Consider the following 15,720-nt stretch of genomic DNA (forward strand, 5'->3'; position numbering starts at 1 on the left):
TATGACACCAGGCGGACAAGCTCAAATAGGTAATGTTGATCTCGTAAAACAGCTTAACAGCGCGGCCGTTTACCGCCTGATTGACCAGCATGGGCCAATCTCGCGGATCCAGATTGCCGAGCAAAGCCAGCTTGCCCCCGCCAGCGTAACCAAAATTACGCGTCAACTGATTGAACGCGGACTGATCAAAGAAGTTGATCAGCAGGCCTCCACCGGAGGCCGCCGCGCTATCTCTATCGTCACCGAAACCCGCAGTTTTCACGCCATTGGCGTGCGTCTTGGCCGCCACGACGCAACCATCAACCTGTTTGACCTGAGCAGCAAAGTGCTGGCGGAAGAACACTATCCTCTGCCCGAACGCACGCAGGAAACGCTGGAACACGCGCTGCTCAACGCTATTACCGCTTTTATTGACAGCAATCAGCGCAAAATCCGTGAGCTCATCGCCATTTCCGTGATCCTGCCGGGGCTTGTCGATCCGGAAAGCGGCAAGATCCACTATATGCCGCATATTCAAGTGGAGAACTGGGGACTGGTTGAGGCGCTGGAAAAACGGTTCCTCGTCACCTGTTTTGTTGGCCACGATATCCGCAGTCTGGCGCTGGCAGAGCACTACTTTGGTGCAAGCCAGGATTGCGAAGACTCCATTCTGGTGCGCGTCCACCGCGGAACGGGCGCCGGAATCATCTCTAACGGGCGAATTTTTATTGGTCGTAACGGCAACGTTGGCGAGATTGGTCACATCCAGGTTGAACCACTCGGCGAGCGCTGCCACTGCGGCAACTTTGGCTGTCTGGAAACCATTGCCGCGAACGCGGCGATTGAACATCGCGTCCTCAATCTGCTCAAGCAAGGCTACCAGAGCCGCGTTCCGCTGGAAGACTGCACAATCAAAACCATCTGCAAGGCAGCAAATAAGGGCGACAGCCTGGCTTCTGAGGTGATCGAGCACGTCGGGCGTCATCTGGGCAAAACCATTGCGATCGCCATCAACCTGTTTAATCCGCAAAAAGTCGTGATTGCCGGTGAGATCACCGAAGCCGATAAAGTGCTGTTACCCGCCATTGAAAGCTGCATTAATACGCAGGCGCTGAAGGCGTTTCGCACGAATTTACCGGTGGTGCGTTCCACGCTGGATCACCGCTCGGCCATCGGTGCGTTTGCGCTGGTAAAACGCGCTATGCTCAACGGTATTTTGCTCCAGCATTTGCTGGAAAACTGATGCGCTCTTATAGTATCGGATTATTAACACATCTCCTGGGTAGTTCATGACCATTAAGAATGTCATTTGTGATATCGACGGCGTGCTGATGCACGACAACGTTGCCGTACCGGGTGCGGCGGAATTTTTGACTGGCGTAATGGAAAAAGGCCTGCCGCTGGTGCTGTTGACCAATTACCCGTCGCAGACCGGCCAGGATCTGGCGAACCGTTTCGCGACGGCTGGTGTCAATGTGCCGGACAGCGTGTTTTATACCTCGGCAATGGCAACCGCCGATTTCCTGCGTCGTCAGGAAGGGAAAAAGGCATATGTTGTCGGCGAAGGCGCACTGATCCACGAATTGTATAAAGCCGGTTTCACCATTACCGATGTAAACCCGGATTTCGTTATCGTTGGCGAGACCCGTTCCTACAACTGGGACATGATGCACAAAGCGGCTTACTTTGTGGCAAACGGCGCACGCTTTATCGCTACCAACCCGGACACCCACGGCCGCGGGTTTTATCCGGCCTGTGGCGCGCTCTGTGCTGGTATCGAAAAAATCTCCGGTCGTAAACCGTTCTACGTCGGCAAACCGAGTCCGTGGATTATCCGTGCGGCATTAAACAAAATGCAGGCGCACTCGGAAGAGACGGTGATCGTCGGCGATAACCTGCGCACCGATATTCTCGCCGGCTTCCAGGCGGGGCTCGAAACCATTCTGGTGCTTTCCGGCGTTTCCACGCTGGATGACATCGACAGTATGCCGTTCCGCCCAAGCTGGATTTATCCCTCCGTCGCCGAAATCGACGTTATTTAACCCAGACCACGTCCCAGGACGTGGTTTTTCATTTTCGCTGCCTGAAAAAATAACAGCATTCAACAAAAACGGCAAAAAACTGATAATCCATCAATGAATATGCTCAATACGTAATCTTTTTTCACTAATCGACAATCACCATTGCGTTTTTTCTTTTTCGGACCGCAAACCCCTTGCGCCTCTTGTTTCTTTGCGGCATTTTCTTTAGCAAGCAAACACAAAAAGCATTACGCAACAGGTTAACGGAGAAGGTTATGTGTTCAATTTTCGGCGTATTCGATATTAAGTCAGATGCAGGTGAACTGCGTAAAAAAGCGCTTGAGCTGTCACGCCTGATGCGCCACCGCGGCCCGGACTGGTCCGGTATTTATGCCTGCGATAAGGCCATTCTGGCCCATGAACGTCTGTCGATTGTCGACGTCAACGCTGGCGCGCAGCCGCTGTATAACGAAAAGAAAACCCACGTGCTGGCCGTCAACGGTGAAATCTACAACCACCAGGCGCTACGTGCAGAATATGGCGATCGCTACGCGTTCCAGACCGGTTCTGACTGCGAAGTGATCCTCGCGCTGTATCAGGAAAAAGGGGTGGAATTTCTCGACGACCTGCAAGGGATGTTTGCCTTCGCGCTGTATGACAGCGAGCAGGATGCATATTTGATTGGCCGCGACCACATCGGCATTATCCCGTTGTATATGGGCTACGACGAATTCGGCAACCTGTATGTGGCGTCAGAAATGAAAGCGCTGGTGCCGGTTTGTCGCACCATTAAAGAGTTCCCGGCGGGAAGCTATCTGTGGAGCAAAGACGGTGAAATCCGTCAGTACTATCAGCGTGACTGGTTCGATTTTGACGCGGTAAAAGATAATGTTACCGACAAAAACGAACTGCGTCAGGCGCTGGAAGATTCCGTCAAAAGCCACCTGATGTCTGATGTGCCTTACGGCGTACTGCTCTCTGGCGGCCTGGACTCTTCCGTCATCTCGGCGATCACCAAAAAATTCGCCGCCCGTCGTGTCGAAGATGACGAACGTTCTGAAGCCTGGTGGCCGCAACTCCACTCCTTCGCCGTCGGTCTGGAAGGTTCTCCGGATCTGAAAGCCGCGCAGGAAGTGGCGAACCATCTGGGGACCGTACACCATGAAATTCACTTTACCGTACAGGAAGGGCTGGACGCGATCCGCGACGTGATTTATCACATCGAAACCTACGACGTTACCACCATTCGCGCCTCCACGCCGATGTACTTAATGTCGCGTAAGATCAAGGCGATGGGCATCAAAATGGTGCTGTCTGGCGAAGGGTCGGATGAAGTGTTCGGCGGCTACCTCTATTTCCATAAGGCGCCAGACGCCAAAGAACTGCACGAAGAGACCGTACGCAAGCTACAGGCGCTGCACATGTTTGACTGCGCCCGCGCCAACAAGGCGATGTCGGCCTGGGGTGTGGAAGCACGCGTCCCGTTCCTGGATAAAAAATTCCTCGACGTGGCAATGCGCATCAACCCGGAAGATAAAATGTGCGGCAACGGCAAGATGGAAAAACATATCCTCCGCGAATGTTTCGAATCCTATCTGCCGGCAAGCGTCGCATGGCGTCAGAAAGAGCAGTTCTCCGACGGTGTGGGTTACAGCTGGATCGATACCCTGAAAGAGGTGGCCGCTCAGCAAGTTTCCGATCAGCAACTGGAAACCGCCCGCTTCCGCTTCCCGTACAACACGCCGTCTTCAAAAGAAGCGTATCTGTACCGCGAGATCTTCGAAGAGCTGTTCCCGGTGCCAAGCGCCGCAGAATGTGTGCCGGGTGGCCCGTCCGTCGCCTGCTCTTCTGCTAAAGCGATCGAATGGGACGAAGCGTTCAAAACCATGAACGATCCATCCGGTCGCGCAGTGGGTGTTCACCAGTCCGCTTATCAATAAGCCACACTGATGAAAAAGGGCCTTTCGGGGCCCTTTTTTGATCCGGAAAAACGGTTCAGAAAGCGATTAATAACCAATAATTGCCGAATATTGCGCCACGCTGTTCGCAACCTAACCAAACAGTCACATTCCGGGCGTTTTCGATGAAAAAGGGGTTGACGCTTCAAGGCTCAATACGCATAATGCGCCCCGCAACGCCGATAAGGTAAGCGCGAAAAAAGATGGCTACGTAGCTCAGTTGGTTAGAGCACATCACTCATAATGATGGGGTCACAGGTTCGAATCCCGTCGTAGCCACCATCTTTTTTGCGGGAGTGGCGAAATTGGTAGACGCACCAGATTTAGGTTCTGGCGCCGCAAGGTGTGCGAGTTCAAGTCTCGCCTCCCGCACCATTCCCATAAAAGCGTTGCACGGATGGGGTATCGCCAAGCGGTAAGGCACCGGTTTTTGATACCGGCATTCCCTGGTTCGAATCCAGGTACCCCAGCCATATTTCTTCGAGTTTGCGGATTACCGCGACGGTCATTGGGGTATCGCCAAGCGGTAAGGCACCGGTTTTTGATACCGGCATTCCCTGGTTCGAATCCAGGTACCCCAGCCATCGAAGAAATACCGTATCTGGCTACGTAGCTCAGTTGGTTAGAGCACATCACTCATAATGATGGGGTCACAGGTTCGAATCCCGTCGTAGCCACCATATTCAGAACACGTTAGTTTCTTTAAACGGGTTCAAAAACAATTTGTTGGGGTATCGCCAAGCGGTAAGGCACCGGATTCTGATTCCGGCATTCCGAGGTTCGAATCCTCGTACCCCAGCCAAATTTGAAAGACGTTCACGATGTGAATGCACCCTGTTGGGGTATCTCCGGGCTGAGTCCGGCACGAGATAACCGACATACCATTGGGGTATCGCCAAGCGGTAAGGCACCGGATTCTGATTCCGGCATTCCGAGGTTCGAATCCTCGTACCCCAGCCACATTAGAAAAGCTCGCTTCGGCGAGCTTTTTGCTTTCTGTTATTTACCCGACTGGCGAGTAAGCCTGATAAGCATCGCGCCATCAGGCATTCATTAGCACTACAACCCTAATGCGTATTTCAGCGCCTGACGTTTTAACACGCCAGCGCGTTCTGCCGCCATTAGCCCAAGGTTACGAATAATCCTCAGCGGCTGCAGGTCATTACTGAATCCGGCGTAGAACAGATCCATCCCGCTTTGCATGATGAAATTATCCGCCATGCGCCGGGTCTGGTAGCGTTTCAGAACCGGCTGACTCGCCCAGGACTCGCCATAGCTGCGGGCATTCACCAGCACATCGATGAGCGCATCCACATCGCGATAACCCAGGTTTACCCCCTGCCCGGCCAGCGGATGAATGGTGTGCGCCGCATCGCCAACCAACGCCAGCCCCGGCTGCACATATTGCAGGGCATGGCGGCGCGCCAGCGGAAACGCGCCTGCCGCGACCGGCATCACCTGTCCCAGACGCGCCGGGAAATGCTTCGCGATCTCCGTCTGAAGCTGCGACATACTGAGCCCCTGCAACTGACGGATCCGCGCCGGAGCGTCATACCACACCAGCGATGCCCAGTTATCGAACAGCGGCAGAAACGCGCGCGGGCCATCCGGCGTAAACTGTTGCCAGGTGCTGTCACCGGGATCATTCTCGCACTGTACGGTAATCAGCATGCAGGATTGCGCATACTGCCAGGCGTGAATGCCAATGCCGGCCATCTGCCGCACCTGCGAATTTGCTCCATCCGCGCCAATCACCAGTTTTGCGGTGATTCGTTCGCCACCTGCCAGCTCCAGCTCATGACGTTCGTTATGACGATGCAGCGCAATCAGCGAAGCCGGAACCCGCAGCGTCACTTTCGGATGCGCTTCCAGCGCCTGCCAGAGCGCCTGTTGCAGAACGTTGTTTTCAACCATATACCCGAGCAGCGGCAGCTTCAGTTCGCTGGCGTCAAACACCACATGCGCGTTTTCCCACTCCCAGGTTTCCAGTCGACGATAGGGATGACTGCGCATCCCCTGTACGGCATCCCAGACGCCAAGTCCCTTCAGCAGTGAAACCGAGGCGGCGCTGATCGCCGAAATACGCACGTCCGGCTGGCTGTCCGCAACAAACGGCGCAGGCACGGCGTGTTCAATCACCGTTACCGTGAAGCCGTGTTGTGCCAGCCCCAGCGCCAGCGCGCCACCGACCATTCCCCCGCCGACAATGGCAATATCCGTTGGTTGATTTGTCATGGTCAATCATCCTGTTGCATGAATAAGACAAGTTTACAGGATTTTTTACCCCTTGAGGCTGATAACGGTCATACTGGTCACCAGGGCAGCAAAGCATTACACTATGCGCCCTGCAATTCAGCCACTATTTCGCAAGAGCAAGTCGATGACCAAAAAACTCCATATTAAAACCTGGGGCTGTCAGATGAACGAATACGATTCATCGAAGATGGCCGATCTGCTGGATGCCACTCACGGGTATCAACTGACCGATGTGGCGGAAGAAGCGGATGTGCTGCTGCTGAATACCTGCTCAATCCGCGAGAAGGCTCAGGAAAAAGTCTTCCATCAGTTGGGCCGCTGGAAGCTCTTAAAAGAGAAGAATCCCGATCTGATCATCGGTGTCGGCGGTTGTGTGGCGTCTCAGGAAGGCGATCATATCCGCCAACGCGCGCACTATGTCGACATTATCTTCGGGCCGCAGACGCTGCATCGCCTGCCGGAGATGATTAACTCCGTTCGCGGCAACCGTAGCCCGGTTGTCGACATTAGCTTCCCGGAGATCGAGAAGTTTGACCGCCTGCCTGAACCGCGCGCGGAAGGTCCGACCGCGTTTGTCTCTATTATGGAAGGCTGCAACAAATATTGTACTTACTGCGTGGTGCCTTACACCCGCGGTGAAGAAGTCAGCCGCCCATCGGATGATATCCTGTTTGAAATCGCCCAGCTTGCCGCTCAGGGCGTACGTGAAGTCAATCTGCTTGGCCAGAACGTCAACGCCTGGCGCGGACAAAACTATGACGGTACCACCGGTTCGTTCGCCGACCTGCTGCGTCTGGTTGCCGCCATTGACGGTATCGACCGCATCCGCTTCACCACCAGCCATCCGATCGAGTTCACCGACGACATTATCGATGTCTATCGCGACACGCCGGAACTGGTGAGCTTCCTGCACCTGCCGGTACAGAGCGGTTCGGATCGCGTGCTGAATCTGATGGGACGGACCCACACGGCGCTGGAATATAAAGCGATCATTCGCAAGCTGCGTGCGGCACGTCCGGACATTCAGATAAGCTCCGATTTCATCGTCGGCTTCCCGGGTGAAACCACCCAGGACTTCGAGCAGACCATGAAGCTGATTGCTGACGTTAATTTCGATATGAGCTACAGCTTTATCTTCTCTGCACGTCCGGGAACGCCGGCCGCCGATATGGTCGATGACGTGCCGGAAGAAGAGAAGAAACAGCGTCTGTATATTCTGCAGGATCGCATTAACCAGCAGGCGATGGCCTGGAGTCGTCGTATGCTCGGCACCGTTCAGCGCATTCTGGTGGAAGGAACGTCGCGTAAGAGCATCATGGAACTGTCTGGTCGTACCGAAAATAACCGCGTGGTGAACTTCGAAGGCGCGCCGGAGATGATCGGTAAATTTGTCGATGTGGAAATTACCGATGTCTGGACCAACTCACTGCGCGGGAAAGTGGTGCGCACCGAAGACGAAATGGGTTTGCGCATTGCAGAAACCCCGGAATCGGTGATTGCGCGAACCCGTAAAGAGAACGAGATTGGCGTCGGGTTCTGGCAGCCTTAATTCTGCTGAAAGCGTCAAAATGCCCGATGGCGCTACGCTTATCGGGCCTACTGGAGCACGACGCTTCATAGGCCCGATAAGGCTCTTGTATTTCCTCTCTACGCCCCCATCTTTATTCCAGTGCTTGCGCCTTTCCCCCGTGGCGTGAATAATTTCCTGACAGGCCGGTGAATGTTCATCTTCCGGCTCCCTATGCATAAGAGGAACAGTTTGAACACAGACACTCGCGAAATTACCCTTGAGCCTGCAGACAACGCCCGCCTGCTGAGCCTTTGCGGCCCGTTTGATGACAACATTAAACAGCTGGAACGCCGTCTCGGCATCGAGATTAACCGCCGTGACAACCATTTTAAACTGACCGGTCGCTCGATTTGCGTCACCGCTGCGGCAGATATCCTGCGCAGCCTGTATGTCGATACTGCGCCGATGCGCGGCCAGACGCAGGATATCGAACCGGAGCAAATCCATCTTGCGATTAAAGAAGCGCGTGTGCTTGAGCAGAGCGCCGAGAGCGTTCCCGAGTACGGTAAAGCGGTCAATATCAAAACCAAGCGTGGCGTGATTAAACCGCGTACGCCTAACCAGGCGCAGTACATCGCCAACATTCTCGACCATGACATCACCTTCGGCGTCGGTCCTGCCGGTACAGGGAAAACCTACCTCGCCGTTGCCGCCGCCGTGGATGCCCTTGAGCGTCAGGAAATCCGCCGTATTCTGCTGACTCGTCCGGCGGTTGAAGCCGGGGAAAAACTGGGCTTCCTGCCAGGCGATTTGAGCCAGAAGGTTGACCCGTACCTGCGCCCGCTGTATGACGCCCTGTTCGAAATGCTCGGCTTCGAGAAAGTTGAAAAGCTGATTGAACGCAACGTGATCGAAGTGGCTCCGCTGGCCTATATGCGCGGACGTACGCTGAACGATGCCTTTATCATTCTTGATGAGAGCCAGAACACCACCATCGAACAGATGAAGATGTTCCTGACCCGTATCGGCTTTAACTCGAAGGCGGTGATTACCGGTGACGTCACACAGATTGACCTGCCGCGTAACATCAAGTCTGGTCTGCGCCATGCCGTTGAGGTGCTGGCAGAGGTCGACGAGATCAGCTTTAACTTCTTCCACAGCGAAGACGTCGTGCGCCACCCGGTGGTTGCCCGTATCGTTAACGCCTATGAAGCATGGGAAGAAGCCGAACAAAAACGTAAAGCCGAGCAGGCTGCCGAGCGCAAGCGTGAAGCTCAGGAACAGGAACAGAAATGAGTCAGGTGATCCTTGATTTGCAACTGGCGTGTGAGAACAACAGCGGTTTGCCAGAAGAGAGCCAGTTTCAGACCTGGTTGAATGCGGTTATCCCGCAATTTCAGGAAGAATCAGAAGTGACGATTCGCGTGGTGGATGAGGCCGAAAGCCACGACCTCAATCTGACCTGGCGCGGGAAAGACAAGCCGACCAATGTGCTCTCCTTCCCGTTTGAAGCCCCACCAGGTATTGAGTTGCCGCTGCTTGGCGACTTGATCATCTGCCGTCAGGTCGTTGAACAGGAAGCGCAGGAGCAAGGTAAGCCGCTGGATGCCCACTGGGCGCACATGGTCGTCCACGGCAGCCTGCATTTGCTGGGCTACGATCATATCGAAGATGACGAGGCAGAAGAGATGGAAGCCCTCGAGACAGAGATTATGCTTGCTCTGGGCTATGAGGATCCGTACATTGCCGAGAAGGAATAAGCGACCGGGCGAATGCCCGGTGGTTTCCGGTGATGCCATGCGCTGAGTTTGCGCGCATTGAGCAAAAGATTAACTAACAAGAGAACCCATACGACGCCATGAGCGACGACAATTCACACAGTAGTGACACGTTAAGCAGCAAGAAGGGATTTTTTTCCCTGTTACTGAGCCAACTTTTCCACGGTGAACCGAAAAACCGTGATGAACTGCTGGCGCTGATCCGTGATTCCGGGCAGAACGAGCTTATCGATGAGGATACGCGCGACATGCTCGAAGGGGTGATGGACATTGCGGACCAGCGCGTTCGCGACATCATGATCCCCCGCTCCCAGATGATTACCCTGAAACGCAACCAGACGCTGGATGAATGCCTCGATGTCATCATCGAGTCCGCCCACTCGCGTTTTCCGGTGATCAGCGAAGACAAAGATCACATTGAAGGGATTCTGATGGCCAAGGATTTGCTGCCGTTTATGCGCAGCGATGCCGAGGCCTTCAGCATGGAGAAAGTGTTACGTCAGGCCGTTGTCGTCCCGGAGAGCAAACGCGTTGACCGTATGCTCAAAGAGTTTCGCTCTCAGCGTTACCATATGGCTATCGTCATCGACGAATTCGGCGGTGTCTCCGGTCTGGTGACCATTGAAGACATCCTCGAACTGATCGTCGGTGAAATCGAAGATGAATACGACGAAGAAGATGATATCGACTTCCGTCAGCTCAGTCGCCACACCTGGACCATTCGCGCGCTTGCGCCGATCGAAGACTTCAATGACGCCTTCGGCACCAGCTTTAGCGACGAAGAGGTCGATACCATTGGGGGTCTGGTGATGCAGGCGTTTGGTCACCTGCCCGCACGGGGTGAAACCATTGATATCGATGGTTACCAGTTCAAAGTGGCAATGGCCGACAGCCGTCGTATTATTCAGGTTCACGTCAGAATTCCGGATGACTCCCCCCAGCCAAAACTGGACGAATAAAACCGAACGGGAAGAAGAACTCAATGGCTTTTGCCTCATTAATTGAACGCCAGCGCATTCGCCTGCTGCTGGCGTTATTATTCGGTGCCTGCGGTACGCTGGCTTTTTCTCCTTATGACATCTGGCCCGCTGCGATTGTGTCGCTGATGGGTTTGCAGGCATTAACCCTGAATCGTCGCCCGCGTCAGTCAGCCGCTATCGGCTATTTCTGGGGACTGGGACTCTTCGGGACGGGGATCAACTGGGTTTACGTCAGCATTGCGCAGTTTGGCGGGATGCCAGGCCCGATCAACGTCTTCCTTGTCGTGCTGCTCGCGGCATACCTTTCACTGTATACCGGGCTGTTTGCTGGCGTACTTGCGCGTCTGTGGCCGAAAACCAGCTGGTTACGGGTCGCCATTGCTGCGCCGGTGGTATGGCAGCTAACCGAATTCCTGCGTGGCTGGGTGCTGACCGGATTTCCGTGGCTGCAGTTTGGCTACAGTCAGATCGACGGCCCGCTGAAAGGGCTGGCGCCGGTAATGGGTGTCGACGCCATTAACTTCCTGCTGATGATGGTCAGCGGATTGCTGGTTCTCTCGCTGGTCAGCCGTAACTGGCGTCCGCTGGTGGTCGCTATCGTCCTTTTCGCGCTCCCCTTCCCGTTGCGCTATATCCAGTGGTACACGCTGGAACCGCAAAGAACCACCCGCGTATCGATGGTTCAGGGCGATATCCCGCAGTCGTTGAAATGGGACGAAGGCCAGTTGATGAATACGCTCAAGATCTATCTGGATGCGACGCAGCCCGAAATGGGGAAATCGCAGTTGATCATCTGGCCGGAATCCGCCATTCCGGATCTGGAAATCAACCAACAGCGCTTTCTGGGCATGATGGACGACCTGTTGCGTTCGAAGAACAGCTCGCTGATTACCGGTATTGTCGATGCGCGACTGAACAAGCAGAACCGCTACGACACCTACAACACCATCATCACGCTGGGGAAAGACAATCCTTACCGCTATGACTCCACCAACCGCTACAACAAAAACCATCTGGTGCCGTTTGGTGAGTTTGTGCCGCTGGAATCCATTCTGCGCCCCTTAGCGCCGTTCTTTGACCTGCCGATGTCCTCGTTCAGCCGTGGCCCGTATGTTCAGCCGCAGCTGCATGCGCACGGTTTAGCGCTGACCGCCGCGATTTGCTACGAGATCATTCTGGGCGAACAGGTACGCGATAACTTCCGTCCGGATACGGACTATCTGCTGACCATCTCCAACGATGCGTGGTTTGGTAAGTCGATTGGCCCGTGGCAGCATTTCCAGATGGCGCGGATGCGATCGCTTGAGCTGGCGCGGCCGCTGTTGCGCAGTACTAACAACGGTATTACGGCAGTGATTGGCCCGCAGGGCGAGATCCAGGCGATGATCCCGCAATTTACGCGCCAGGTGTTGACCGCCGATGTGACGCCAACAACGGGCTTAACGCCGTACGCCCGCACGGGCAACTGGCCGCTGTGGCTTATTACCGCGCTGTTTGGTTTTGCTGCCGTGTTAATGAGTTTGCGTCAACGTCGCAGATAACACAGCGCACCATCAAATCCAGGCCGGATAAGGCGGTACGCCGCCATCCGGCGGTTGTGCCACATCGTGCCTGATGGCGCTACGCTTATCAGGCCTACAAACTACCATTCTCCCTCCCCTTCTTCCATTCTGGCACGCCTATTGCTTTGTTAAAAAAGGCAAACCTGTTTTTAGCGTTCAGCGCAACTTAGTCGCACTAAAGTAGTTCACCGGTAGCACCGAAACGGTGCAATGAGAGATTTTTGCCTCTAAACGGTGCGGCGCACTTCGCAAAAATAAACAATAACGCAGCAAAATCTTTACATTAAGCCAGACTAAATGTTAACAAACAGGTAAAACACTGCACGCTTAAGTTGCAGGTGATAACAACACAGACACTCACAATAGGTATCACTGCGTCGACGGCGCAGACGATAAGGAGTTGGATATGCAATTACGTAAGCTAGCCACAGCAATGCTGGTGATGGGACTGTCAGCCGGTCTGGTACACGCGGAAGACGCGGCGCCCGCCGCAGGCAGCACGCTCGACAAGATCGCCAAGAACGGCGTTATCGTCGTCGGTCACCGTGAATCCTCCGTGCCGTTCTCTTATTACGACAATCAGCAGAAAGTGGTGGGTTATTCTCAGGATTACTCCAACGCCATCGTTGAAGCCGTGAAGAAGAAACTGAACAAGCCCGATCTGCAGGTTAAGCTGATCCCGATTACCTCTCAGAACCGTATCCCGCTGCTGCAAAACGGCACTTTCGACTTTGAGTGCGGTTCCACCACCAACAACCTTGAGCGCCAGAAACAGGCCGCTTTCTCTGACACCATCTTTGTCGTCGGCACACGTCTGCTGGCGAAGAAAGGCGGTGACATTAAAGACTTCGGCGATCTGAAAGGCAAAGCGGTTGTTGTGACCTCAGGCACCACCTCTGAAATTCTGCTGCACAAGCTGAACGACGAGCAAAAAATGGATATGCGTATCATCAGCGCTAAAGACCACGGTGACTCTTTCCGTACCCTGGAAAGCGGTCGCGCCGTTGCCTTTATGATGGATGATGCCCTGCTGGCCGGTGAGCGCGCGAAGGCGAAGAAACCGGATAACTGGGAAATCGTCGGCAAACCACAGTCTCAGGAAGCTTACGGCTGCATGCTGCGTAAGAACGATCCTGAGTTCAAAAAGCTGATGGATGACACCATCGCCCAGGCGCAGACCTCAGGCGAAGCCGCGAAATGGTTTGATAAGTGGTTCAAAAATCCGATCCCACCGAAAAACCTGAACATGAACTTCGAACTGTCGAACGAAATGCAGGCCCTGTTCAAAGAACCGAATGATAAAGCACTTAACTAACTAGAACGAAATGGGGCGGGAACTCCTTGCCCTCTCGATTGCTATACAGCACGGACAGACTATATGCCTGATGGTCGTTCCCCATCAGGCCTGAAAACCGAAGTACGCTGGATAACAATCTTCGAGGGTAGCGCTGCTACCCTTATTTTTTCGGAGTAGATGTATGTCAATAGACTGGAACTGGGGCATTTTTTTACAACAAGCCCCATTCGGCAACACCACCTATCTCGGCTGGCTCTGGAGCGGTTTCCAGGTCACCGTCGCACTATCCATCACCGCCTGGATCATTGCCTTCCTGGTCGGTTCTTTGTTTGGCATTTTACGTACTGTCCCGAATCGCTTCCTTTCCGGGATCGGCACCCTTTATGTAGAACTGTTCCGTAACGTACCGTTGATCGTCCAGTTCTTCACCTGGTATCTGGTGGTGCCTGAACTGCTGCCAGAAGATCTTGGCATGTGGTTTAAGGCGGAACTGGATCCCAATATTCAGTTCTTCGTTTCGTCCATGCTCTGTCTGGGGCTGTTCACCGCAGCACGCGTCTGCGAACAGGTTCGTGCCGCTATTCAGTCACTGCCGCGCGGCCAAAAAAACGCGGCGCTGGCGATGGGGCTGACCCTGCCGCAAGCCTACCGCTACGTGTTGCTGCCTAACGCCTATCGCGTGATCGTCCCGCCGATGACCTCTGAGATGATGAACCTGGTGAAAAACTCCGCCATCGCCTCCACCATCGGTCTGGTCGATATGGCCGCGCAGGCCGGTAAGCTGCTGGATTACTCGGCGCATGCCTGGGAATCGTTTACCGCCATTACTCTGGCGTACGTGTTGATTAATGCCTTCATCATGCTGGTGATGAGTCTGGTGGAACGTAAAATCCGCCTGCCTGGCAATCTGGGAGGCAAATAATGTACGAATTCGACTGGAGTTCTATTGTCCCTTCCCTGCCCTATCTGCTGGATGGGCTGCTCATTACGCTGAAAATTACGGTCACAGCGGTGATTATCGGCATTGTCTGGGGCACCATTCTCGCCGTTATGCGCCTTTCCAGTTTTGCGCCTGTCGCCTGGTTTGCTAAAGCGTACGTTAACGTCTTCCGCTCCATCCCGCTGGTGATGGTACTGTTGTGGTTCTACCTGATTGTGCCTGGGCTATTACAGGACGTACTGGGGCTGTCGCCGAAAACCGATATTCGCCTGATTTCGGCGATGGTCGCATTTTCGATGTTTGAAGCCGCCTATTACTCCGAAATTATCCGCGCGGGTATCCAGAGTATTTCCCGTGGACAGTCAAGTGCGGCACTGGCGTTGGGGATGACCCACTGGCAGTCAATGAAGCTCATCATTTTGCCGCAGGCGTTTCGCGCAATGGTGCCGCTGCTGCTGACGCAGGGTATCGTTCTGTTCCAGGATACGTCTCTGGTGTACGTCTTAAGCCTCGCGGATTTCTTCCGCACCGCGTCTACGATTGGCGAGCGTGATGGTACACAGGTCGAAATGATCCTGTTTGCCGGTGCCGTTTACTTTGTTATCAGCCTGAGCGCGTCGTTGTTGGTCAGCTATTTGAAGAAAAGGACAGTTTAATGATTACCCTGAAAAATGTTTCTAAATGGTATGGTCACTTTCAGGTGCTGACCGACTGCTCCACGGAAGTGAAAAAAGGCGAAGTGGTGGTCGTCTGCGGCCCGTCAGGTTCCGGGAAATCCACGCTGATCAAAACCGTTAACGGCCTGGAGCCAGTGCAAAAAGGTGAAATCACCGTGAACGGCATTATGGTCAACGACAAAAAAACCGATCTGGCGAAGTTACGTTCACGCGTCGGGATGGTGTTCCAGCACTTTGAACTGTTCCCGCATCTGTCGATTATCGAAAACCTGACCCTGGCGCAGGTGAAAGTCCTTAAGCGTGATAAAGCCCCGGCGCGCGAAAAAGCGCAAAAGTTGCTGGAACGCGTAGGCCTTGCCGCGCATGCCAATAAGTATCCGGCGCAGCTTTCCGGCGGCCAGCAGCAGCGTGTGGCGATTGCCCGCGCGCTGTGTATGGATCCTATCGCGATGCTGTTCGATGAACCTACCTCCGCACTCGATCCGGAGATGATCAACGAAGTACTGGACGTCATGGTTGAACTGGCCAACGAAGGGATGACCATGATGGTAGTAACCCATGAAATGGGCTTTGCCCGCAAAGTGGCGAACCGGGTGATCTTTATGGACGAAGGGAAAATCGTTGAGGACTCACCAAAAGAAGAGTTCTTTGCTAACCCGAAATCCGAACGCGCAAAAGACTTCCTCGCCAAAATCCTGCATTAATCTTGCTGGCGCGCATGCCAGAGTGCGCGCCATCTCACGCTTTCTTGCCTCGCTCCTC

Annotated in this window: 13 protein-coding genes and 7 tRNA genes; 19 read left to right on the forward strand and 1 reads right to left on the reverse strand. The window is 54.2% G+C overall.

The genetic code is table 11. The annotated features are described in order from the left end of the window. The first annotated feature begins 1 nt into the window (after position 1). From nagC to WM46_RS11285, 10 genes are all read left to right on the forward strand, one after another. Complete coding sequence (nagC, locus tag WM46_RS11230) at positions 2–1,222, forward strand: DNA-binding transcriptional regulator NagC (protein ID WP_102602280.1); 1,221 nt, start codon at positions 2–4, stop codon at positions 1,220–1,222. 46 nt (positions 1,223–1,268) lie between these two features. Continuing rightward, entirely contained in the window at positions 1,269–2,021 is a 753-nt protein-coding gene (nagD, locus tag WM46_RS11235) for a ribonucleotide monophosphatase NagD (protein WP_042320681.1), read from the forward strand. A gap of 254 nt (positions 2,022–2,275) precedes the next feature. Then, complete coding sequence (asnB, locus tag WM46_RS11245) at positions 2,276–3,940, forward strand: asparagine synthase B (protein ID WP_061076836.1); 1,665 nt, start codon at positions 2,276–2,278, stop codon at positions 3,938–3,940. A 223-nt stretch (positions 3,941–4,163) separates the two neighbouring features. Then, positions 4,164–4,240, forward strand: a tRNA-Met gene (locus WM46_RS11255). A gap of 8 nt (positions 4,241–4,248) precedes the next feature. Next, a tRNA-Leu gene (locus tag WM46_RS11260) sits at positions 4,249–4,333 on the forward strand. A gap of 23 nt (positions 4,334–4,356) precedes the next feature. Next, positions 4,357–4,431: transfer RNA gene (locus WM46_RS11265), tRNA-Gln, on the forward strand. A 36-nt stretch (positions 4,432–4,467) separates the two neighbouring features. Beyond that, a tRNA-Gln gene (locus WM46_RS11270) sits at positions 4,468–4,542 on the forward strand. Positions 4,543–4,561: 19 nt separating this feature from the next. Further along, positions 4,562–4,638: transfer RNA gene (locus tag WM46_RS11275), tRNA-Met, on the forward strand. Positions 4,639–4,685: 47 nt separating this feature from the next. After that, positions 4,686–4,760: transfer RNA gene (locus WM46_RS11280), tRNA-Gln, on the forward strand. Between the two features lie 83 nt (positions 4,761–4,843). After that, positions 4,844–4,918 (forward strand) — tRNA-Gln (locus WM46_RS11285). A gap of 99 nt (positions 4,919–5,017) precedes the next feature. Here the strand turns inward: WM46_RS11285 and ubiF are convergent. Beyond that, positions 5,018–6,193: a 3-demethoxyubiquinol 3-hydroxylase gene (ubiF, locus tag WM46_RS11290; RefSeq protein ID WP_102602282.1), complete on the reverse strand. Its 1,176-nt coding sequence runs from the start codon at positions 6,191–6,193 to the stop codon at positions 5,018–5,020. A 145-nt stretch (positions 6,194–6,338) separates the two neighbouring features. On the opposite strand from ubiF, the gene miaB reads away from it, so the two are divergent. From miaB to gltL, 9 genes are all read left to right on the forward strand, one after another. Beyond that, positions 6,339–7,763 carry a tRNA (N6-isopentenyl adenosine(37)-C2)-methylthiotransferase MiaB gene (gene miaB, locus WM46_RS11295; protein ID WP_061076834.1) on the forward strand — a complete coding sequence of 475 codons (1,425 nt, stop codon included), beginning with the start codon at positions 6,339–6,341 and terminating at the stop codon, positions 7,761–7,763. Between the two features lie 210 nt (positions 7,764–7,973). After that, complete coding sequence (locus WM46_RS11300; RefSeq protein WP_061076833.1) at positions 7,974–9,020, forward strand: PhoH family protein; 1,047 nt, start codon at positions 7,974–7,976, stop codon at positions 9,018–9,020. Next, complete coding sequence (gene ybeY / locus WM46_RS11305) at positions 9,017–9,484, forward strand: rRNA maturation RNase YbeY (RefSeq protein WP_061076832.1); 468 nt, start codon at positions 9,017–9,019, stop codon at positions 9,482–9,484. The genes WM46_RS11300 and ybeY overlap by 4 nt, the downstream gene beginning before the upstream one ends. Positions 9,485–9,582: 98 nt before the next feature. After that, entirely contained in the window at positions 9,583–10,461 is an 879-nt protein-coding gene (gene corC, locus WM46_RS11310) for a CNNM family magnesium/cobalt transport protein CorC (protein ID WP_061076831.1), read from the forward strand. 23 nt (positions 10,462–10,484) lie between these two features. Beyond that, complete coding sequence (gene lnt / locus WM46_RS11315; RefSeq protein ID WP_102602283.1) at positions 10,485–12,023, forward strand: apolipoprotein N-acyltransferase; 1,539 nt, start codon at positions 10,485–10,487, stop codon at positions 12,021–12,023. Between the two features lie 427 nt (positions 12,024–12,450). After that, the gene (locus WM46_RS11320) at positions 12,451–13,359 is read left to right on the forward strand and encodes an amino acid ABC transporter substrate-binding protein (protein ID WP_061076829.1); all 909 of its coding nucleotides are present in this window, start codon (positions 12,451–12,453) and stop codon (positions 13,357–13,359) included. A 163-nt stretch (positions 13,360–13,522) separates the two neighbouring features. Next, complete coding sequence (gene gltJ, locus WM46_RS11325; protein ID WP_061076828.1) at positions 13,523–14,263, forward strand: glutamate/aspartate ABC transporter permease GltJ; 741 nt, start codon at positions 13,523–13,525, stop codon at positions 14,261–14,263. Beyond that, positions 14,263–14,937 carry a glutamate/aspartate ABC transporter permease GltK gene (gene gltK, locus WM46_RS11330; RefSeq protein ID WP_043001414.1) on the forward strand — a complete coding sequence of 225 codons (675 nt, stop codon included), beginning with the start codon at positions 14,263–14,265 and terminating at the stop codon, positions 14,935–14,937. Before gltJ ends, gltK begins: the two co-directional genes overlap by 1 nt. Beyond that, positions 14,937–15,662, forward strand: a complete 726-nt coding sequence (gene gltL / locus WM46_RS11335; RefSeq protein ID WP_043001415.1) for a glutamate/aspartate ABC transporter ATP-binding protein GltL — start codon at positions 14,937–14,939, stop codon at positions 15,660–15,662. The genes gltK and gltL overlap by 1 nt, the downstream gene beginning before the upstream one ends. Positions 15,663–15,720 lie beyond the last annotated feature (58 nt).

Origin of the sequence: Citrobacter freundii complex sp. CFNIH2, assembly GCF_002880615.1 — a bacterium.
Classification (GTDB): Bacteria; Pseudomonadota; Gammaproteobacteria; order Enterobacterales; family Enterobacteriaceae; genus Citrobacter_A; species Citrobacter_A amalonaticus_F.

Bases quoted from the DNA above. Each gene is read 5' to 3' on its own strand.
- nagC (WP_102602280.1), top strand. From the start codon at position 2: ATGACACCAGGCGGACAAGCTCAAATAGGTAATGTTGATCTCGTAAAA.
- nagD (WP_042320681.1), top strand. From the start codon at position 1,269: ATGACCATTAAGAATGTCATTTGTGATATCGACGGCGTGCTGATGCAC.
- asnB (WP_061076836.1), top strand. From the start codon at position 2,276: ATGTGTTCAATTTTCGGCGTATTCGATATTAAGTCAGATGCAGGTGAA.
- ubiF (WP_102602282.1), bottom strand. From the start codon at position 6,193: ATGACAAATCAACCAACGGATATTGCCATTGTCGGCGGGGGAATGGTC.
- miaB (WP_061076834.1), top strand. From the start codon at position 6,339: ATGACCAAAAAACTCCATATTAAAACCTGGGGCTGTCAGATGAACGAA.
- ybeY (WP_061076832.1), top strand. From the start codon at position 9,017: ATGAGTCAGGTGATCCTTGATTTGCAACTGGCGTGTGAGAACAACAGC.
- corC (WP_061076831.1), top strand. From the start codon at position 9,583: ATGAGCGACGACAATTCACACAGTAGTGACACGTTAAGCAGCAAGAAG.
- lnt (WP_102602283.1), top strand. From the start codon at position 10,485: ATGGCTTTTGCCTCATTAATTGAACGCCAGCGCATTCGCCTGCTGCTG.
- WM46_RS11320 (WP_061076829.1), top strand. From the start codon at position 12,451: ATGCAATTACGTAAGCTAGCCACAGCAATGCTGGTGATGGGACTGTCA.
- gltJ (WP_061076828.1), top strand. From the start codon at position 13,523: ATGTCAATAGACTGGAACTGGGGCATTTTTTTACAACAAGCCCCATTC.
- gltK (WP_043001414.1), top strand. From the start codon at position 14,263: ATGTACGAATTCGACTGGAGTTCTATTGTCCCTTCCCTGCCCTATCTG.
- gltL (WP_043001415.1), top strand. From the start codon at position 14,937: ATGATTACCCTGAAAAATGTTTCTAAATGGTATGGTCACTTTCAGGTG.